Here is a 21,093-nt window from a genome sequence, read left to right on the forward strand (position 1 = left end):
CGTCTCCTGTTGTAGTGTCCGCGCAGTCCAGCGGGCCGCAGACGGACGTTTATGCACAAAGGCTAATATCAATCGACCTTTCCCTCAAGCCCGGCAAACTCGCCGATGGTGTCGGGGTCGGACAGCAAGGCGGGATCTATTTCCCTGACGATGGCACCTTTCTGCAACCAGAGCACACGCTGCGCCATGGCGGCGATAAACCCCACATCCTGCTCTACCACCACGACGGCAAGCGACGTCGATTGCGCACGCCGAACCAAGTAGTCTTCGATCTCGTCGACGATGGATGGCTGGATTCCTTCTGTCGGCTCATCGAGCAATAAGAGACACGGCTCGCCACACAGTGCGCGCGCCAGGGCCAGGATCTGTTGTTCCCCTCCGCTCAGCGCGCCGCCCTTGCGGTCAAGCAGACCGGCCAGAATGGGGAACTCGTCGGTTGCACGCTCGACCGCTTCAACGCGGTTTCGGCCTACAGCCGCCGCGCCCAGCGCAAGATTCTCCCGAACTGTCAGCGAGGGGAAGATGTCTCGACCCTGCGATACATAGCCCATGCCCAGCCGGGCGCGCTTGTGCGTGGGCAAATGAGTAATGTCCTGACCACGGAAAGTAACGCGGCCGGAGGTACTGGGAACGTGTCCAACCAATGCTTTCATAAGCGTCGTCTTGCCCATTCCGTTATGACCCAGGACCCCGACAATCTCCCCGGCCTGAATCTGAAACCTGAGTTCTCGAAGAACGGGTATGGTTCCGTAACCCGCCGACAGATCATTCACGTCAAGCAGTGCTTCTTGGGTGGTCATCGTGCCTCCCTGCCGTGCTGGCCCAAGTAGGCGTCCCGCACTTCGATATTGCGCACGATTTCCTCCATGGTGTCTTCTACCAGTACGCGCCCCCGATGAAACACGGTGACGCGTTCGGCAATACGCCGTATGAAGTGCATGTCATGTTCAACGATGATGAAGCTTCGCTTGCCACGCATGCTTTCCAAGAGGGAAATCGTACGCTCGACTTCGCCGGCGGTCATGCCCGCAGCCGGCTCATCAAGAAGGACCAGCTTGGGGTCGTTGATTAGTATCATGCCCAGCTCAACCCATTGACGGTGACCATGCGCAAGACTGCCCGCGAGCGTGTCCTTATGTTCGGTCATGTGAATGCGCTCGAGCATGGCATCTGCCGCTTCGGCCGCATGCGCGGCATTCATGCGAAATCGCGCTGCGATCAGCAGGTTCTCGCGCACGCTCAGGCCATTGAACAGATTCGGAACCTGGGTCTTGATACCGACGCCCATTCGGGCAATTGCAAAAGAGGGCAAATTGGTGATGTCCTTGCCGTACAAGGTGATACGGCCGGAAGTTGGCTTGAGCTGCCCCGTGAGCATCTTGAAAAAAGTGCTTTTCCCGGCACCATTGGCCCCAATGAGGCAACGCAGCTCCCCTTCGCGCAGCTCGAAATTGATGCCCGCCACGGCCGCCACCCCGCCAAAGGTGCGCCACAGCTCAGAAGTTTGCAGAATGACGCTCATCGCCGACCTCCGGCGCGGACCAACCTGGATGACACACGGTCGCGTATCGAAGGCACTATGCCGTTGGGGACAAGCAGGACGGCAATGATGAACAGCAGACCCAGAGCAATTTCAGGGCTGATGCGCGAAACGCTTCCCAGCCAGGTAGAAAGCCCCTGCACCAGGAAACACCCCACTATGGGGCCGAACAAAGTGCCTAGGCCACCAAACAACACCCACACCACCGCCTGCGCGGTAAACGACAAGGAGAACACCGTCGGCCCAACCGAAGCGCCCCATGCTGCATAGAGCGCCCCCGCCAGCCCCGCGATTGCAGCGCCTATGCAAAAGACACCCAGCTTGTAGTAGCGAGCGTCATAACCCAGCAGCTCGGCACGCAACTCGTTCTCGCGCACTGCCTCGACCACCCGGCCAAAGCGACTGGCCACGAGCACCCGCAATATCAGGTAGACGACAAGCAGCAACAGGGCGGATACGTAGTACATGCCTTCGAACGAGAGTACCGCCGAAGGGTCAAACGGAATGTTGAGCGGTGGAACGCCCGGAATGCCGTTGTACCCACCCAAATGGGCCTTGCCAAATTGATACGCGGGGCCGGACGCACTATTGATAAGGCTAAGCAGTATGAGCGGAATTGTCAGCGAAATGACCGCGAAATAAACGTCACTGATGCGGCCAAAAAAAGTGAAATAACCCACCAGCAGGGCCATCGCCAGTGGTGCCAGCATCGCTGCAGGAACCGCGAGTGTACTGTCGGCCAGGTTGACCGAGATCAGGGCGTACACATAGGCTCCGATGCCGAAGAATGCCGACTGCCCCAAGGCCAGAATTCCGCCTATGCCCCACACCAGGCCAAGACTGAGCGCAAGCATGGCCAACACCGCAAAAACCGTCAGGTTGTACAAGGTATAGACTTCGGTAACCAGCGGAATGGCCAGGACAAGGACCGCGGACACGACAGCCGTGACCCAGAAACCAGGGCGTGCCAATTCGATCATCAGATACCCCGCTTGAAGAACCGGCCGGTAATTCCCGACGGCAACACACGCAACAAAATGATCGCTGTGACAAGCAGCATCACTTCTCCAAATACCGAAGTGCTGAGGAAAGTGGTGATCTGACTGACCGTACCGAGCAAGGCCGAGGACAGGGCGGAGCCTGTGAGGGGCAGTGTGCCCCCAAGGATGACGGTGATAAACGCCTTGGCGATATAGGTGAGACCACTGATGGGCAAAACCCCGGTCAGCGGAGCGAAGACCGCGCCGGCCAGACCTGAAACTGCGGCGCCAATACCGAAGGTAATGGAATAAACGTGTTTGACGTTGACGCCAAGAGCCGCGGCCATGGGCGCGCTTTGCATGGTTCCCCGGGCGATCAGGCCAAAGGGCGTATGACGCAGCAGGAAGTAAAGGGCCAGACCAAGCACCACCGCCACGCCGATCACAAAGAAGGTGTAGACACCGGTTTGATACGCACCGATGTGCACCACTCCGAACGGTGGCCGAACACCCATCTGGTAATAACCAAACACAGCGGATGCCAGGCCTATGAGCAAGAGGCTGAGTCCCCAGGTCGCAAGAATGGTTTCAACGATTCTGCCGTACAGGTGCCGGATGATCAGGCGCTCGATGATCATGCCTATGATGGCAACGCACAAGGGGGCCACTACAAACATTGCCACCCAAAAATTTACCCCTGCCCGCACGGCAAGGATAAATGCGAACCCTCCCAGCATGAGAAACTCGCCATGAGCAAAATTGATCACCCCCATCATGCCAAAGACAATTGCCAGCCCCACGCTGATGAGAAATAAGCTGGCAATGGCGTACACGACTTCTACGCCGGTGAGCAACGCAAGATCCATGCTGATTCCCTTGATCGCTTTAACTGGATGGGCAGTAAGGCGAGTCCGGCGGGAGGGGAAGCCCTACTTCCCCTCCCCTGGGCCGTAAACCGGCCGGATTCCGGAACTCAAAGATTCATGCTCAGGACATTACAGCTGTTGTCGCCCTGGCTGACCGGTTCCACCTGCTTCCAGCTGTCAAGCACCTCGAAGCGGCTGTTGCGAACCTCGGCCAGGTACATGTCCATCGTGCAGTAGTGTGTCTGGGGATGCGAGGCGACCTTTCCGCTGGGGCCTTCGATGGAAATGCCTGACTCGAACGCTTCGATGACTTTTTTGCGATCGGTGGAATTGGCCTTGCGCACGGCCTCTGCCCACAGGTACATGCCCTGATAGTCGGCCATGCCCAGCGACCCTACATAACTGTAATCAGGGAAGCGCTTCTTGAAGCGCTCAATGAATTCACGGCTGGCCGGGGTATCGAGCTCGTCGAAATAATTCTTGGCGGTGACCAGACCCTCGCTGACCTCAGGAGGCATGCGCATCTGCTCGCCGGCGTCGCCGATGGTATGCGATGCCATGGGAATCGACTTGTTCATGCCGGCCGAAGCCCATTGGCCGTAGAATGCGCCGTGTGCGGGTCCGACAAAAACGTTGAAGACAAAATCGGGTTTCGCGGATTGAATCTTGCTGATGGTCGGACCGAATTTGTCTACATCGAGCGGGAACAGGTCGAACCCGACGGTTTCACCGCCGTGCTCTTTACAGATACGCTCGGCATCTTTGCCCGACAATTGCCCGAAAATATAGTCAGCGGCCAGGATATACATCTTCTTGCCGTGCTTCTGCATCATGTAGGGAATCAGATTGTCGAGCAACTGACGCGGTGTTGGGCCGGTAATGAACATATTGCGATCGCATGCGCCTTCTGTACCTTCGTTGATCATGTTCATCATGTAAAGGGTTTTGGCTCGCGACAATACAGGCCGGGCCACTTCGCGGGCGGCACTTGTAACTGCCCCGTGGACCACCGCCACCCTGTCGCGCAAGGCCAGCTGCTGGGCGTACTGACCATATAGCTGGTTATTGGATTGTGTGTCGTAAGTGACGAGCTCGATCTGGCGTCCCAGCAGCCCTCCATTGGCGTTGATTTCTTCGGCGGCCAAGCGCAAGCATTGCGCCTTGACTGTGCCAAACAATTGCAGGGGCCCGGACAAATCAAGAAGCACGCCCACCTTGATGACATCGGCTGCCAGGCTGACACTGGGCAATGCCATGCCGCCCATTGCGAGTCCGGCCATTCCGCCCAGACTCTGGCCCAAGAATTTTCTCCTCCCGTTGCGCATAACTTCTTCTCCTGATTTGATGGATGATGAAGACTGCTACGCTGCCATTTAATCAGTCGATCACAGAAAACGGAATACCGAAAACCGTCTCGCACTTGTCGATTTCAGACAAAACGGGGTTAACCCTAGTAGACGTTCCAATTGGTGCAAACCCCATGATTGGCGGGCGATTTCATCGTGTACATTCAGGCTGTATCAACAAGGTTCTTTCGGTTGGGCCGACACAGAATTTCCGAGGCTATATGTCTGATTCGATGCGTCTGGATAAGTGGCTTTGGGCCGCGAGGTTCTTTAAGACCCGCAGCCTGGCGTCGCAAGAAATCACCAAAGGCCGCGTGCAGGTCAATCAGCAAATGGTCAAGCCGGCACGCGATATCAAACCCGGAGACACCCTCTGGATAAAGCGCCGAGACACCCCGGTTACAGTGGTCGTGAAGGCGCTGAGTCACGTGCGCGGCCCCGCCCCTGTCGCGCAGCAGCTTTACACTGAAACGCCTGAAAGTATCGCCGCACGTGAGAAAGCCGACGAGATGCGCCGGCTTGCCCCCGAGCCAGCACGCCAGTTGGCGCATGGTCGGCCGACCAAACGCGACAGAAGGCTTATCGATCAGATTCGCAGCTTCAACTCCTGAATACCCACCTGTTTTTTACACCACCAACTGCAACAACGCGTCGTTCCAGGCGCTGCATTCACACAGGTATAACAATGAAAATTAGAAACATGCGTATCGGCTTCCGTCTGGGCGCTGCATTTTCCCTGATACTGGTATTGATGATCGCCATCGCCGCAGTTGCCATGTACAGCCTCGCACATCTTGGCAAGATCAGCGACGGCATCATCAACGACAGCTGGGTCAAGGTACAAACCACCAACAAGATCAACACGGCTTTACGCGCGAGTGCCGTCAACAACATGGCGCTGTTCTTCGCCGACGAAGACGAACGGCCCAACCTGCTGGCCCAAATCCAGGCCAACAAGAACATCATCAATGACTCGATAGAACTGCTCGACACCCTTATTGTCACTGCCAACGAAGGCAAGGCGCTGATCGGTCAGTTCAACCGCAGCAAAACCGGCTATTTCAATTCATTCGACGACATTCAGGAACACATCGCCGGCCATCGCGAAAGTCAGGCTCGACGCACACTTCGAGACGTCACGCTGCCGGCGCTGGGCATGATGCTCCATAACATCGAGGAAATCGAATACCTGCAGACACGCGCCGCAAAAGAATCGAGCGATTCCCTGGCAAGCTTCATCAAGCGCTCCGGCCTGATGGTTGCCTGCCTGAGCCTTGCCGCCTTGATCCTGGGCGCATTGCTGGCGTATCTGATTACACGCTCAATTACAGGGCCGGTCCGTCAAGCGGTGGCCGTTGCCCGTACCGTTGCCGCAGGCGACCTGACCAGCAGGATCCAGGTTCGCAGCACCGACGAAACCGGAGAATTACTGGCAGCACTCAAGAACATGAACGACAGCCTGGTTGGAATAGTCGGCCGGGTGCGAGCCGGTGCAGAATCCATCGCGCTGGCGTCCCGGCAGATCGCTGCCGGCAATGAAGACCTGTCTGCCCGCACCGAGGAACAGGCTTCTTCCCTGACAGAAACCGCAGCCTCGATGGAACAGCTCACATCCACTGTCAGGCAAAATGCCGACAACGCGCAACGCGTGCACACGCTGGCTCTTGATGCCAACACCATCGCGACCGAAGGCGGCAACGTCGTGGGTCAGGTTGTCGAGTCGATGCAGGCGATCCATCAATCGTCCGACAAGATCGTGGACATCATTGCCGTCATTGACGGCATTGCCTTTCAAACCAATATCCTTGCGCTGAACGCTGCCGTGGAAGCGGCGCGAGCGGGCGATCAAGGGCGTGGATTCGCGGTTGTCGCCTCCGAGGTACGCGCATTGGCCCAGCGCTCGGCCTCGGCCGCCAAAGAAATCAAGCACCTCATCGAGAACTCTGCCGGCATCATCCAGGCCGGAGGCAAACAGGCGCAGGTCGCTGGTGAATCGATGAAGAACATCGTCGAGGGAATCGAAAGCGTCACAGCCATCATCAGCGAGATCAGCACCGCCAGCATCGAACAGACCGGCGGTATCGAACAGGTCCACGAGGCGATCAACCAGATGGATCAGGTCACACAGCAAAATGCAGCACTGGTGCAGGAAGCGGCCGCCGCATCGCAATCGCTGCAAGATCAGGCAGCCGAGCTTGCGGAAGCTGTGTCGGTGTTTCGCGTTGCCGTCGGTGCACAATTTGAAAACCAGGCCGAACGTGACATCACCCCTCGCCCCCAAGCTCGCAACCGACGCCTGAACTGGAATCCGTTCCGACTGGCGTCGAGTGCCTGGTAAATCCGAAGGCCTGGTAAAAGTTACTGCGCACGATAAAAGCGTGCGTCAACAGGTACCATATTCAGTCCGGCGGGTTAGACTTACAGCACTCCAGTTGTCGCGCGGCGATTGCTGAATGCCAGCCGCCGTCGCGACCGGTTACGTACTCAGACCCGCCCCACCCGTGTACCTTTTGTTGTTGTAAGTGACTGATTCCAAACACACTCCGATGATGCGCCAATACCTGGCGCTAAAAAAAGAAGCTGGCGAGCACCTGCTGTTTTACCGCATGGGCGACTTCTACGAAATGTTCTACGAAGACGCCGAGCGGGCGGCGCGCCTGCTTAACCTCACCCTCACAAAGCGTGGCACCTCCAACGGAGCACCCATTCCCATGGCAGGGGTACCCTTTCATGCAATGGAAGGGTATCTGGCGCGCCTGGTTGCGCTGGGTATATCAGTCGCCATCTGTGAGCAGATCGGCGACCCGGCTGCCAGCAAGGGGCCCGTCGAGCGCAAGATTGTCCGGATCGTCACCCCCGGAACCCTTACTGATGATGCCCTGCTGCCCGCCAAGGCGGACAGACAGATCGCGGCACTTTGGACCACTCGTGTCAATCGGGCGGAACGTACCGGCCTGGCCTGGATGAATCTGGCAAACGGCGATTTTTGCGTGACCGAATGCTCACCGGAAATGATCGACACCGAGCTGCACCGTATCGCGCCCGCAGAAGTACTTTGCGCCGAGAGCAAGCGTCTTCGGCTGGACGGCTCCGTGGCGGTCAGCACGATTCCCGACTGGCACTTCGAAACCGATAACGCGCGGCACGTACTGCAAGCGCATTTTGCTGTGGATTCGCTGGCAAGTTTCGATCTGCATGACGTCCCTGCCGCGATATGCGCTGCCGGCGCCTTGCTGCATTACGTCAGCCAGACCCAGTCCCAGACGCTGAGCCATATCCAGTCTATCCGCGTCGAACGGCCCGGTGCTTATGTTGTACTTGACCCTGTCACTCGCAGGAATCTTGAGTTAAGCGAATCATTAGGCAGTGATGACGGGCCCACGCTGTTCTCGACGCTGGACCACTGCTGCACGCCCATGGGCAGCCGTCTGCTAAGACGCTGGATTCATCATCCCTTGCGCGACAACGCTCCGGCGCAGGCCCGCATGCGCGTGATCAGTGTCTTTCTTGCAGGCCGCGGGACGGACGGACTGGACGGCAACTTCGGTCTGGAAACCTTGCAGAAAACTCTGCAGCGCTATCCCGACATTGAACGCATTTCAACCCGCATTGCGCTGCGATCGGTACGCCCTCGTGAACTGGCGAGCCTTCGCGACGCGCTTTCCTTATTGCCCGCACTGCGCGAACACATCACGACGGCGTTCAACCCGACCCCTGAGCTCAACGACTATCTGCAGCGAATGCAACTGCCGGACGAGCTGCTCGAACTATTGCATGCGGCAATCGATGCCGAACCCGCACTGATGATCCGGGACGGAGGAGTGATAGCAAGCGGTTACGACGCCCAACTTGACGAACTGAGACGGCTGGCGAGCGACAGCGGTGAATTCCTGGTGGAACTCGAAAGCCGTGAGCGGGAACGTACCGGCATAGCCAACTTGCGTGTTGAATACAACCGCGTCCATGGATTTTTCATCGAAGTCACGCGAGGACAGGCCGACAAGGTGCCCGCTGACTATCGGCGCCGCCAGACCCTGAAGAACGCCGAACGCTTCATCACGCCAGAGCTCAAGGCCTGGGAAGATAAAGTCCTTTCGGCCAAGGACCGCAGCCTGGCGCGCGAGAAATGGTTGTTTGAACAGGTGCTCGATCGGCTGGCACCGCATTCTGCACTTCTTTCTTCATGCGCCGCCGCCCTGGCCGAGATCGACGCACTGGCCGCTTTGGCTCAACATGCCCGGGACAACGATTGGGTTGCCCCTGAACTGACTACCGGGACCGAGGTAGTCATCGAAGCAGGCCGGCACCCGGTCGTGGAGCACAGCATCGAGCGCTTCACTCCAAACGACTGCGAACTCAACCCCGCCCGCCGCATGCTACTGATTACCGGACCCAATATGGGAGGGAAATCGACATACATGCGGCAGGTAGCCTTGATCACCCTCCTGGCGCGTATGGGCAGTTTCGTACCGGCGCGCAGCGCGCGCATCGGGCAGATCGACCGGATCTTCACCCGAATCGGCGCGGCAGATGATCTGGCTGGCGGACGCTCCACCTTCATGGTCGAGATGACTGAAGCTGCCGCCATACTGGCAGCCAGCACCGCTCAAAGTCTGGTACTGCTGGATGAAATCGGACGGGGCACCTCGACCTACGACGGTCTGGCACTGGCCTGGGCCATCGCTCATCGATTGCTGGAACATAACGGGGCGCTCACATTATTCGCCACACATTATTTCGAAATGACGCGGCTCCCTGCCGAGGCCTCGCATGCCGCCAATGTACATCTGGCAGCTGCCGATTCCGCGTCAGGCATTGTTTTTCTGCATGAAGTGCGGCCAGGACCGGCAAGCCGCAGCTACGGTATCCAGGTCGCTCAACGGGCCGGCATTCCTCCAGCGGTCATCCGCCATGCCAGCCGCGAATTGTCACGGCTCGAAGCGCTTGGCGCACCAACCCCGCAACTGGATCTGTTCGCCGAAGCGGCAAGCACGGACGATTTCCCCGACGAGCTTGCGCCGGACAGTACTGATCGCAACCATGCCTCAACCATGGACAAGGACATTAACGCGGCACGGTCGCTACTGGAGGCGCTGGCAGCCCTGAACCCGGACCAAATGACGCCTCGTGAGGCCCTTGACGCCCTCTACCGCCTTCGGGACGAGCACTTATGAATACCGATGCCCCCCTTACTCTGCTTGGCGGGCTGACGCCGCAGACGTTCATGAAGAAATACTGGCAGCGTAAGCCCCTTCTGGTACGACAAGCCATTCCCGGATTTCGTCCGCCACTTTCCGTATCGGACGTTCGCCAGCTGGTGCGCCGCGAAGAGGTCGAGTCACGACTGATCTGGCAAGACGGTTCAGGGTGGAATATGAAGCGCGGGCCGTTTTCTCGCCTACCGGCGATGAAGAAGCCGAACTGGACGGTCTTGGCCCAAAACACGGATGCCCATCACGACGGCATGGCAGAACTGCTTCATCGCTTCCGCTTCATTGCCGATGCTCGGCTGGACGACGCGATGATAAGCGTAGCGTCCGACCAAGGCGGCGTGGGGCCGCACTTCGACAGCTATGACGTCTTTCTGCTGCAAGCCCATGGGCAGCGACACTGGCGAATCAGTACACAGAAGGATCTATCCCTGCACGACAACCTGCCGCTTCGCATCCTGCGCAATTTTCAGGCCGAAGAAGAGTACATCCTGGAGCCCGGCGACATGCTGTATTTACCTCCGCATGTGGCGCATGACGGCATCGCCATGGGCGACTGCATGACTATCTCTATTGGCTTTCGGGCTCCCACTCTTGCCGTCCTGGCTCGTGGCGTGCTCGAAGCTGCCGGTGACCAACTCATGGCGCGAATCGGAGAAGACCCAGGCCTATATGGTGAAAGACCCGGCCCGGGTCCCAGACTGGACGCGCGATATCGGGATCGTGGTGCACCCGCCACAGAGACCCCCTCCCTTCTCCCCGACGCATTGATCAACGCTGCCCTCGACGCCGCACAACGAGTAACCTTGACCGAAGGGCTGGCGGCGCGATTTCTGGGGCAATGGCTGACCGAACCTTCGCCCGCGGCGTGGTTCGAGCCGCAAGAAAACGCGCCTGATTTTCATGCCGGGCTGCCGAAACAGGGCTTCCTGATCCTGGACCGGTGTACACGAATGATGTATCGGGGCAAAGAACTCTACATCAATGGAGAATTGGCAGACATAGGGCCTGGCGCCGCGCTGCGGGCGCTGGCAAATGACCGCCGGCTGGATTGCCGCGGAAGGCTGGCCCGAACACTGAACCAGGCAGAGCTTGACACGCTGAACGACTGGCATGCCGAAGGCTGGCTTCACTACAGGTCTCAATGACATAAAGCGCATAATCTAATAACGCATAAGGTAATAAGAATCTTGTCGTTCGTTTAACGTGCACGGCTTCATAGAATGGGTGCTTACTTATTCATGAAGTCCGTCATGTTGGCTCTGTCACAAATTCCCGAATCCAAGCAGGTGCTGCTGAAGCAGCTCACCGAAGATCTAGATACGCAATCCCTGAGCTGGTTGTCCGGCTATTTCGCCGGTTTGGCAAGCCGCGCGCCCACCGGGCAAACCGCCCAGAAAATTGCGTCCGTTGCGCCGGCCGTCGCAGCTGCGCCCCGCCCCCTGACCGTGCTGTACGGTAGCCAGACGGGAAACGCCAAACGTGTCGCCGAGGCGCTATACGAACAGCTCCGCTCTACCGGACTTGCGGCCCGTATCGTTCGCGCCGATCGTTACACCACGCGCGAGCTCAAGGACGAACAACTGCTTTATGTCGTGATCAGCACGCAAGGGGACGGAGAAGCTCCTGACGACGCTATCGGTCTTGTCGAGTTTCTGCATAGCCGCCGCGCTCCCAAACTTCCGTCGCTTAACTATGCCGTGCTGGGTCTGGGCGATTCAAGTTATCCGGACTTTTGCGGAATTGCCCGTCGGATTGACGAGCGCCTGGCCGAACTGGGTGCCACACGCATTCACGATCTTGGCACAGCCGATCTGGATATTGACACCATTGCCAAACCCTGGAGCCAGAAGGCTCTGGAGCAGGCACGAGCGGTACTTCAACAGAACGATCCCCAGCAGCCCAGCGCAAGCATCACCCCTTTGCATCCCAAGACCGGACGCTTCACACGCGAAGCTCCCTTCGAAGCAGAACTACTGCTGAATCAGCCTATCACTGCACCCGGCAGCGACAAGGATATTCGCCATATCGAGCTTTCTCTTGACGGCAGCCAGCTCACCTACCAACCGGGCGACGCGCTGGGGATCTGGCCTGTTCAGTCTGACGCTCTAGTCGCTGAAGTGCTGGAACTTCTTGCACTTGACGGCGAAAAGCCTGTCAGTGTCAACGACATTGAACACCCCCTCAAGGTGTGGCTTGGATCGCATCGGGAGCTTACGCAATTGACGCGCCCCTTCTTGCAGGCTCACGCCGAGCGCGCCAAAAGCGCAGAGCTTTCCCAATTGCTGCAACCTGACCAGTCGGACTCATTCCGAAAGTTTGTATCGACGCATCAACTTGCGGACGTATTGCGCAAGTACCCAGCAGCCTGGAGCGCGGAAGAACTGATTCAGGGCTTGCGCCCGCTGGCCCCCAGGCTTTATTCCATCGCATCAAGCCAATCGGTAGTGGAAGACGAAGTGCACCTTACGGTCGCCAACATCGACTACGAATTCGAGGGACATAGTCGTAGCGGTGCAGCGTCTGGCTTTCTGAGCCGCACTGCTGAAGGCGAACGCGTGCGCATATTCGTTGAAGAAAATTCCCGCTTCCGCCTGCCCGTTGATACCAGTCGAGACGTAATCATGATCGGACCCGGTACGGGAGTCGCGCCGTTTCGCGCCTTTGTCCAGGAACGCGCCAACCAAGGCGGTAAAGGACGTAACTGGCTTTTCTTTGGCAACCCGCATTTCGACTCTGACTTTCTGTACCAGACCGAGTGGCAGGCAGCCCTGCGCGATGGCCAGCTGGATCGGCTCGACCTGGCGTTTTCTCGCGACCAGGAGCAAAAACTTTACGTTCAGGATCGCATGCTCGAACACGCGTCGGATCTGTTCGAATGGATCCAGGCCGGCGCTTACGTGTATGTATGCGGCGACGCGAACCGAATGGCCAAAGACGTTCACGCCACCTTGCTGCGCATTGCGCAACAGGAAGGACGCCTTGACCCCGCCCAGTCCAAGCATTGGCTGGACGAGCTTGCCACCCAGGGTCGCTACGCCCGCGACGTGTATTGAAAATCAGGAACAGCATGACCACCCCGCTTTCGCATCTGGAACAAATCAAGGTAAATAGCCGCTACCTTCGCGGCACTATCGAGGAAGGCCTTGACGACCCGATTACCGGCGCCATCAGCGACGATGACAACAAACTCTTGAAATTTCACGGCAGCTATCAGCAGGACGACCGCGACGTTCGCGACGAACGGCGCAAGCGCAAACTTGAGCCTGCTTATTCGTTCATGATCCGCGCCCGCCTGCCTGGCGGCGTCGTGACCCCCGAACAATGGCTGCAGCTGGACCGGATCGCAACCACATGGGCGACCAGGGGGCTTCGCATAACGACGCGGCAGACTTTCCAGTGGCATGGAGTCGTCAAGCGGAATCTCAAGGCCACCATGCAGGCGATAAATTCCGCGATGACAACAACATTGGCTGCCTGCGGAGACGTGAATCGCCAGGTAGTCGGCGCGGTCAATCCCCATCTTTCCAGTCAGCATCGGCTTGTTCACGAGTGGGCTCAAAAATTGTCGGACCATTTTCTTCCCCGTACCGGGGCATACCATGAGATCTGGCTGGACGGCGAAAAAATCACCGCCGATCAAGACGAAGAGCCTCTGTACGGAACCACCTATTTGCCGCGCAAGTTCAAGATGGGCGTCACCATTCCCCCGCTGAACGACGTCGACGTTTTCGCCCAGGATCTTGGGCTCATTGCCATCGTGGAAAACGGAGAGCTTCAGGGTTTCAACGTTGCAATTGGCGGCGGCATGGGCGCAACCCACGGAGATGCAAGTACCTATCCGCGCCTGGGCAGTGTCATTGGATTCGTGACGCCCGACAGGCTTATCGCCACGGCCGAAGGTGTCGTGACGCTTCAGCGAGATCACGGCAACCGGATCGAGCGCCAGCATGCGCGCCTTAAATACACGCTCGATCATCTGGGTCTGGACTGGTTCAGGTCAGAACTTGAAGCTCGTATCGGATTCCACCTGGAACCTGCACGCCCATACCATTTTGACAACAATGGCGACCATTACGGATGGATTCAGGGCGAAGATGGCAAATGGCATCTTGGCCTGTACATCGAGTCGGGACGTCTGTGGGATGAAAACGGGTTGCAGCTGCTTACGGGCATGCGTGAAATTGCCCGGGTTCACACGGGCACATTCCACCTTACCTGCAACCAGAACCTGGTCATTGTCAACGTGAACGAGAAGGACAAGGCTCGGATCGACCAGCTCGTCAATAAGCACGGACTGGACGGATACCGCAACCAGAGCGGCATACGACGACACAGCATTGCTTGCGTGGCATTGCCAACCTGCGGGCTGGCCATGGCAGAAAGTGAGCGTTATGCACCCGTACTGCTGCCCAAACTCGAGGCCCTGCTCGAACAGCACGGACTCAGGGACGCCCCCATCCTATTGAGGCTTTCCGGTTGCCCGAACGGATGCTCCCGCCCTTACCTCGGCGAAATCGCCCTCGTTGGCCGGGCACCCGGCCGCTACGATTTGCGTCTGGGCGCTGACTTCACCGGCCAACGACTCAACACCCTGTACCGCGAGAATATTACCGAACCGGAGATCCTGTCCGCCCTCGACGCGCTATTTGCCGCGTATGCGACCGAAGGCCTGCCGGGTGAGCATTTTGGCGATTTTCTGATACGTAGCCAGGTGATCCCCCTACCTGATCAGCGCTTGATTCCTATCGTGCTCGAAGCGGCCCAGGCCTAGGACGGGACATGGATCTATTCCCCATTTTTACGAGCTTGAAGGGACGCCGGATTCTGGTCGTTGGTGGAGGTGCCGTAGCCGAACGCAAGGCCCGAAGTCTCCTTGCAGCCGGTGCCGAGGTATTGGCGGGCGCACCTGCGTTCAGTCGCGGCTTCTTGTCTTTAGCCGCCGAAGCACGCGTCGAACTTCTTCAAGAAGAATTCAACCCAGAGTGGCTGGACTCGGTGTGGCTGGTCGTCGCAGCGACCGATAGTCGCGAACTGAACCGGAGCATCGCGCAGTTGGCCGAAGAAAAGCGTCTTTTCATCAACGTCGTTGATGACCCGGAACTGTCTTCATTCCAGGTTCCTTCGATCGTCGACCGATCGCCGTTGGTCATAGCCATCTCCTCCTCCGGTACCGCACCCGTATTGGCACGACGGGTGCGCGAACGTATCGAGTCTCTTTTTGACCACTCCTGGGGAGCGCTGGCCCAGCTCGCAGCCCGTCATCGTAGCGCCATTCGCAGCCTGCGACCCGGCTTGCAGCGTCGACGTCAATTCTACGATTGGCTGTTGGACGGCCCGGTCGCCTCGAAGTTGAGAGCCAATCGATCGGCTGATGCTGAGCGAGCAATACTCCAGGAACTGTCCAGGCCCGAGAAGGCTCCCATAGGTGAGGTCCTGCTGGTTGGCGCCGGCCCTGGCGATCCGGGCCTGCTGACGCTGAAGGCATTGCGTGCCCTCAACGAAGCCGACGTGATCTTGTACGACAGACTGGTCAGTGACGAAGTTCTGGAATTGGCGCGACGCGACGCGGAGCGCATTTTCGTGGGGAAAACACCCGGAGAGAATCACCACGCCACCCAGATGCGCATTCATGACCTGATGGTGCGCCATGCCAGAAAAGGGCAACGTGTCGTGCGCCTCAAGGGCGGAGACGCTTTCGTATTTGGTCGCGGGGGTGAAGAACTCGAACACCTGACAGCGCACGACATTCCTTTCCAGGTCGTGCCGGGCCTGACCGCCGGTCTGGCATGCACGGCCTATGCGGGCATACCACTGACGCATCGCGAGCACGCCCACTCTGTGCGCTTTCTTACGGCCCATAGTGCCAATCGCCCTGATCTGGATTGGAAATCGCTTGCCCAGCCAGGACAGACACTGGTCTTTTATATGGGGGTGAGCCAGATTGTAGACCTGCAGTCACAGTTGCTGAAACGCGGTCGAGCACCTGACACGCCATTCGCATTAATTGAAAATGGAACACGCTCACAGCAACGTGTACTGACAGGCCGGTTGTCCGAGCTGGCAAGTCTGGCCACGTACCACAGCTTTGTCGCACCATCTTTATTGGTGATTGGAGAAGTGGCCGCACTCGGAACCAAATTGAGCTGGTATGGTATGCATATCAACCATCTTGAGTCTTCCGAACATGACAACCAGTTCCGACGCCCCCAAGACCGAACAGCGAACATCGCCCACGCCTGATCCGGGCAGTGACATATTGAGAGCGTTGCTGGGCCTATGGCAAGCCGCATTCGACAACCACGACGCCGAGGCCATTGCCGCCCTTTTCGCCCCTGATGTCCTGTTTCAGGGGCTGACCCCTCCCTTGCGATCCGGGCGCGATGCGGTACTTGACTATTACCGCAACGTTCCGCCGGGCACCACCGTACTCATCTCGAACATTGAAGCCATTTCCCTGACACCCGAGATTGTATCGGGCCATGCCCAGGTTACCTTCATCGAGGCTGATCGACGGCAACGGCCTGTGTGTCTTTCCATCACTGCTCAAAACTCCACTGGTCAGTGGCAGATCAAAAGCTACCATGCTTCCGGCGTGGCCTGATTTCTGTCCAACTGTCTCCCCATCGACCCGTTCCGGACCAACAGACTTTATATTAGCATTTACTAATTTAGTAATATCTAATATAATGGGTTGAGCATTATGAACGACAAAGATCTCCTTTTCTTTCAAGAAGGTGCCGCCAAGGCGGCTGCGATGTTGCGAGCTGTCGGCAATCCCAACCGGCTCTTATTGCTTTGCCTGTTGATCCAGCACCAGGAGCTGTCCGTCAGTGCGTTGCAAGCGCATGTGGGCCTAAGCCAATCCGCGCTATCTCAGCATCTGGCAAAGATGCGAGAAGAAGGACTGGTGACATATCGGCGCGAAGCCCAGACCCTGCACTATCGGATCGACAATCCGGATGTTGCCAAGCTTGTAGCTACGCTCAAGGAGATCTATTGTCCCTGAACTGAATGGGAGCCTTGACCATGAACATGAAAACCCTTAACCCCGAAACGGCCCGCCAGCAACTGGAATCGGGCGCAGTGATGGTGGATATCCGGCCCTCCGACGAGTACGCTCGTGAACACATCGCGCAGGCGGTCAACATCCAGATTGAACAGCTTCCTCACCACCCGGGAATCAGGAATGCCCGGGCGGTGATTTTTCATTGCCGTTCGGGCAACCGTACACGAATGCTGGCGCAGGCACTTCAAGCCAGTGTCAAATGCGACGCTTACGTGCTCGAGGGCGGCCTGGACGCCTGGAAAAAGGCTGACCTGCCCGTGATCGCCGATCGATCGCAACCGCTCGAACTACAACGTCAGGTACAAATCGTTGCCGGCCTCATGATCGTCCTGGGTACGGCACTCGGAGTGCTGATTTCTCCGTGGTGGCTGCTGCTGTCCGGTTTCGTCGGACTAGGCCTGGTATTCGCCGGGGTGTCGGGTTTCTGCGGCCTCGCCCGGGTACTGCTGAAGATGCCCTGGAACAAACGGGCAATCAGCGCTTAAAAAAAACGGCGCCTCGATACAGAAGCGCCGTTTTCATATTGCCCAGGACCCGTAGCAGGTTCTGATACACAAAGTGCCAACTACATGTTTTCGGCCAGCACGTTGATGATGCGCTTGGCAGTGTCGGACTGGTCAAGCTGCCCCGCCTGATCCAGTACGCTGACCACCGAGCTTCCACCCTGTTCGGCTACGTGAATCCTGTACACCTGGGCTTCGGCCGTACCCTTGCTGCCAAAGAGGCGTCCAAAGAAGTTGGGCTGTTCGATCTTGCGACCCGTGTCGGTATCAAGGTAACGTACGAAATAGTCACCGGCGGACCGATCGCGATCATCGACCGAGAAACCGGCGCTATCGATGGCGACGCCGACACGGCGCCAAGCGCGATCAAACGATTCATTGAGGGTCAGAGACGCCTGATCTTCGGCAGGACGCTGAACCTGAACCCGATTGGGATCGGCCTCGGCCTGGGTCACCATCTGACGCGCACGCTCGATATCGGTACCCAGGAACACCATCAGACGCGCCAACATGGCCGCGTTCAGGCCAGGATCTTCCTTGCCCTCGATCCACCTGAAGCCGGTGTTGTCGGCCGTGGGCGTTTCGATCATCTGATCGTGACTGATGTAGATTTCGGTACGGCCGTTGACACGCTCAAGACGCGTGCGGAAGCGTTCGCGCTCGCCGCTGTCGAATACGGAGTCAAGAATACTGCCCAGCGCGCTCTTGATCCAGCCCTCTGGCACCTTGGCCCGATTCTCGGCCCAGTCGGTTTCGATCAGGCCGGCACGTGGGTTTTGCGAGTAGATGGTAAAGCCCTGCTCGCCCCAGAAATCCAGAACACGCGGGTAGACATCTTCGGCCGGCTGATCAACTACAAGCCACCGAAGGTTGCCGTCACGCATCACACGAACGTGATCGCTGGTGGGCAGGACATTGCTCGACGCACCCGCTGCCTGTTGCTGCTGCATGTTCTGCGCATACTGACTGAAGGTGGTGGTGCCTTCGGGCGCACGATAATGGGCATTGCTTCCGGCCTGGGTGAGGTCGGGCGGTATGGCCAGCGGGTTGCCGGCACTTGGGGCTGTGCTGCGATAATCGACTGATTCTTCTTTGCCGGTGAGTTGATTCCAGGTAGAACAACCCGACAGCAGCACCAAACCCAGGCCTGCGGCCAGGGCGGCATAGCATTTATTTCTATGCATATTCAACATGTTTAGATTAAGCCCACGTTTTTCAACGAGCGACGCACCAGATCGTGATACTGCTCGTCCAGGGGGGTTAAGGGTAAGCGATAACCCAGCGAAGACAGCCCCATTTCGGCAACTGCCCACTTGACGGGAATCGGGTTGGATTCAACAAATAATGTCTTGTTGAGCTCGGACAGGCGACCATTCAGTTCGCGCACCTTGTGCACATCGCCGTTGAGGGCGGCGGCGCATAGTTCGTGCATCAGGCGCGGCGCCACGTTGGCCGTCACCGAAATATTCCCGCTGCCACCCAACAGAATCAGGGCGGCGGCAGTGGGATCATCGCCACTGAAGACCTGAAACGACGCCGGCTTCTGATGCAGCAGGCTGCCCAGACGGCCGATGTCACCGGTAGCATCCTTGAGCCCGATAATGCCTGGCACCTGCGCCAAACGCAGGATGGTTTCGTTGGACAGGTTGGCCACCGTTCGGCCGGGCACGTTGTACAGCACGACGGGCAGATCCACGGCTTCGGCCGACACCTTGAAGTGCTGATACATGCCCTCTTGGGTGGGCTTGTTATAGTACGGCACGACCGACAATCCGGCCTGCGCGCCAACGTTCTTGGCATATTGCGAAAGCTCGATGGCCTCGTCGGTGGAGTTGCCCCCGATGCCTGCAATGACGGGAATACGCCCTGCTGAATGCTCGACTGCCACCCGAATCAGTTCGGCATGCTCTTCCATGCTGACTGTGGGCGATTCGCCCGTTGTTCCCACTACAACCAAGCCGTCCGTGCCTTCCTTGACGTGCCAGTCAATCAACTTTCGATACGCGTCGAAGTCCAGACTTCCGTCCGGATGCATGGGAGTGATCAGGGCGACCATACTGCCCTGAAACGTAGGTGTAGCGTTATCTGTGCTGGCCATGATAGAAAAAGCTCCGGGACAACCTGGGGAGCGAACCGTCTGAATAAACTATAACGTGCAAGTTTACCGGATAATCCGCCCCGGCATATTGCCCCGCAATGCGGTTTTTTACAAGAACCAAGTGACAACAGCCTGCCCGAATGCCAACAGGGGTTTGAGCAGCATCCACAAGACTCCCGTCAGCATCAGGACAATCAGGATCATCAGACCATACGGCTCGAGCTTGGCGTATTTCCACGCCAGATGTGACGGGAGCAGGCTGAACACAATACGGCCTCCATCCAGAGGCGGCAATGGAAACAGGTTTAGCGCCATCAGTACAAGGTTGATCTGAATGCCGGCGAAGGCCATCAGAACCCAAAAATCATCAGGCGCTGCGCCGTTGACAATTAGCAGGCGCAACGAGACTGCCCACAAAATTGCCATGACCAGGTTGGACGCAGGCCCGGCAAGAGCCACCCACAACATGTCTTTCTTGGGGTGGCGCAGGCGCCCCCAATCGACCGGCACAGGCTTTGCCCAGCCGAACAGCAAGCCGGCGCCGCCCAGCAACTTCGTGCTAAACAGCAGGAACAAGGGCACGGCAATTGTCCCGACGGGGTCAATGTGCCTGACCGGATTCAGGCTGATGCGCCCGGCCTCATAAGCGGTAGGGTCGCCGAACATGCGGGCCACATAGCCGTGCGCGGCCTCGTGCAAGGTAATGCCGAACAAGACAGGCAAGGCGTAGACCGCAATGGTTTGAATCAGTGAATCCATGGATAAGCAGAAGAGTGCCGGGCTACTTTACCCGGCACGGATGTAAGAAGTGAAGAGGTGATTGTACGACCGGAGACCCGGCGGGGGTCAGTCGAGCCCGAGTTCGGCCGGGTCGCCCCCGCCTCGCCGGACAACTTCGGGTTCGGTTCCGCTCAGATCAATGACCGTCGTTGGGGTAAGGGGGCAAGCACCGCCATCGATGACCGCTGCCAACTGATGACCATAACGATCAAAAATCTGCTGAGCGTCATTGAGCGGGTCATCTTCTCCCTCGGGGATGAGCGTCGTGGATATAAGCGGAGAAGCCGCCGCTTCAAGCAGATCGAGAGTGACCTTGTGGTTTGGCACGCGAATGCCGATGGTTTTGCGCGAAGGATGCGAGACACGCCTGGGCACCTCTCGCGTGGCTTCGAGGATGAAGGTCCAGGGGCCCGGAGTGGCCAATTTCAGAAAGCGATATTGCCGGTTATCGACCTTGGCAAAATGACCGATCTCGGCCAGATCACGACACAAAAGAGTGAGATGGTGACGTTCGTCCAGCCCACGCAGACGACGCAAGGCATCGGCAGCACTTTTATCGTCGAGCCGGGCGACGACCGCATAGCTGGAATCGGTCGGAACTGCGACGAGGCCGCCATCGGCAAGCAATTGAGCTGCTTGTTTCAACAGGCGGGACTGGGGATTCTGCGGGTGAACGACAAAAAATTGAGCCATGAAAACGT

19 protein-coding genes are annotated in these 21,093 nt (G+C 58.1%); 10 read left to right on the plus strand and 9 right to left on the minus strand.

Annotation, left to right across the window (positions count from 1 at the left end):
- Nucleotides 1–68: 68 nt before the first annotated feature.
- The 5 genes from Q1J88_RS03135 to Q1J88_RS03155 all read right to left on the minus strand — a co-directional run bounded on the left by Q1J88_RS03135 (nt 69) and on the right by Q1J88_RS03155 (nt 4,711).
- Entirely contained in the window at nt 69–800 is a 732-nt protein-coding gene (locus Q1J88_RS03135; protein ID WP_301115991.1) for an ABC transporter ATP-binding protein, read from the minus strand.
- A complete protein-coding gene (locus tag Q1J88_RS03140) occupies nt 797–1,522 on the minus strand; it encodes an ATP-binding cassette domain-containing protein (RefSeq protein ID WP_301115992.1) in 726 nt (241 codons plus the stop codon). The genes Q1J88_RS03135 and Q1J88_RS03140 overlap by 4 nt, the downstream gene beginning before the upstream one ends.
- Nucleotides 1,519–2,520, minus strand: a complete 1,002-nt coding sequence (locus Q1J88_RS03145) for a branched-chain amino acid ABC transporter permease (protein WP_301115994.1) — start codon at nt 2,518–2,520, stop codon at nt 1,519–1,521. Before Q1J88_RS03145 ends, Q1J88_RS03140 begins: the two co-directional genes overlap by 4 nt.
- A complete protein-coding gene (locus Q1J88_RS03150) occupies nt 2,520–3,386 on the minus strand; it encodes a branched-chain amino acid ABC transporter permease (protein ID WP_301115995.1) in 867 nt (288 codons plus the stop codon). Before Q1J88_RS03150 ends, Q1J88_RS03145 begins: the two co-directional genes overlap by 1 nt.
- Nucleotides 3,387–3,493: 107 nt before the next feature.
- A complete protein-coding gene (locus Q1J88_RS03155; protein WP_301115997.1) occupies nt 3,494–4,711 on the minus strand; it encodes an ABC transporter substrate-binding protein in 1,218 nt (405 codons plus the stop codon).
- A 242-nt stretch (nt 4,712–4,953) separates the two neighbouring features.
- Between Q1J88_RS03155 and Q1J88_RS03160 the strand changes: the two genes are divergently transcribed.
- From Q1J88_RS03160 to Q1J88_RS03205, 10 genes are all read left to right on the plus strand, one after another.
- The gene (locus Q1J88_RS03160) at nt 4,954–5,343 is read left to right on the plus strand and encodes an RNA-binding S4 domain-containing protein (RefSeq protein WP_301115998.1); all 390 of its coding nucleotides are present in this window, start codon (nt 4,954–4,956) and stop codon (nt 5,341–5,343) included.
- Between the two features lie 74 nt (nt 5,344–5,417).
- A complete protein-coding gene (locus Q1J88_RS03165; protein ID WP_301115999.1) occupies nt 5,418–7,070 on the plus strand; it encodes a methyl-accepting chemotaxis protein in 1,653 nt (550 codons plus the stop codon).
- Nucleotides 7,071–7,278: 208 nt separating this feature from the next.
- Nucleotides 7,279–9,906: a DNA mismatch repair protein MutS gene (mutS, locus tag Q1J88_RS03170; RefSeq protein WP_301116099.1), complete on the plus strand. Its 2,628-nt coding sequence runs from the start codon at nt 7,279–7,281 to the stop codon at nt 9,904–9,906.
- Nucleotides 9,903–11,090, plus strand: coding sequence for a cupin domain-containing protein (locus tag Q1J88_RS03175; RefSeq protein WP_301116001.1), 1,188 nt, complete (start codon nt 9,903–9,905; stop codon nt 11,088–11,090). The genes mutS and Q1J88_RS03175 overlap by 4 nt, the downstream gene beginning before the upstream one ends.
- 105 nt (nt 11,091–11,195) lie before the next feature.
- A complete protein-coding gene (locus Q1J88_RS03180) occupies nt 11,196–12,998 on the plus strand; it encodes an assimilatory sulfite reductase (NADPH) flavoprotein subunit (RefSeq protein WP_301116003.1) in 1,803 nt (600 codons plus the stop codon).
- 14 nt (nt 12,999–13,012) lie between these two features.
- Nucleotides 13,013–14,716, plus strand: coding sequence for an assimilatory sulfite reductase (NADPH) hemoprotein subunit (gene cysI / locus Q1J88_RS03185; protein WP_301116005.1), 1,704 nt, complete (start codon nt 13,013–13,015; stop codon nt 14,714–14,716).
- Nucleotides 14,717–14,724: 8 nt separating this feature from the next.
- Nucleotides 14,725–16,185, plus strand: a complete 1,461-nt coding sequence (gene cysG / locus Q1J88_RS03190; protein ID WP_301116006.1) for a siroheme synthase CysG — start codon at nt 14,725–14,727, stop codon at nt 16,183–16,185.
- The gene (locus Q1J88_RS03195) at nt 16,130–16,546 is read left to right on the plus strand and encodes an SgcJ/EcaC family oxidoreductase (protein WP_301116007.1); all 417 of its coding nucleotides are present in this window, start codon (nt 16,130–16,132) and stop codon (nt 16,544–16,546) included. Before cysG ends, Q1J88_RS03195 begins: the two co-directional genes overlap by 56 nt.
- Before the next feature lie 99 nt (nt 16,547–16,645).
- Entirely contained in the window at nt 16,646–16,951 is a 306-nt protein-coding gene (locus Q1J88_RS03200) for a metalloregulator ArsR/SmtB family transcription factor (protein ID WP_301116009.1), read from the plus strand.
- 20 nt (nt 16,952–16,971) lie between these two features.
- On the plus strand, nt 16,972–17,496 hold the full coding sequence (locus tag Q1J88_RS03205) for a rhodanese family protein (protein ID WP_301116010.1): 525 nt from the start codon (nt 16,972–16,974) through the stop codon (nt 17,494–17,496).
- Nucleotides 17,497–17,576: 80 nt separating this feature from the next.
- Here Q1J88_RS03205 and bamC read toward each other — a convergent pair whose 3' ends face one another.
- The 4 genes from bamC to Q1J88_RS03225 all read right to left on the minus strand — a co-directional run bounded on the left by bamC (nt 17,577) and on the right by Q1J88_RS03225 (nt 21,085).
- Nucleotides 17,577–18,698: an outer membrane protein assembly factor BamC gene (gene bamC, locus Q1J88_RS03210; protein WP_301116011.1), complete on the minus strand. Its 1,122-nt coding sequence runs from the start codon at nt 18,696–18,698 to the stop codon at nt 17,577–17,579.
- An 11-nt stretch (nt 18,699–18,709) separates the two neighbouring features.
- A complete protein-coding gene (gene dapA / locus Q1J88_RS03215; protein ID WP_301116013.1) occupies nt 18,710–19,612 on the minus strand; it encodes a 4-hydroxy-tetrahydrodipicolinate synthase in 903 nt (300 codons plus the stop codon).
- 108 nt (nt 19,613–19,720) lie between these two features.
- On the minus strand, nt 19,721–20,371 hold the full coding sequence (locus Q1J88_RS03220) for a site-2 protease family protein (RefSeq protein ID WP_301116014.1): 651 nt from the start codon (nt 20,369–20,371) through the stop codon (nt 19,721–19,723).
- Nucleotides 20,372–20,458: 87 nt separating this feature from the next.
- Complete coding sequence (locus tag Q1J88_RS03225; protein ID WP_301116016.1) at nt 20,459–21,085, minus strand: L-threonylcarbamoyladenylate synthase; 627 nt, start codon at nt 21,083–21,085, stop codon at nt 20,459–20,461.
- Nucleotides 21,086–21,093 lie beyond the last annotated feature (8 nt).

It is taken from the genome of Pusillimonas sp. (genome assembly GCF_029263785.1).
Taxonomy (GTDB): Bacteria; Pseudomonadota; Gammaproteobacteria; order Burkholderiales; family Burkholderiaceae_B; genus Pusillimonas.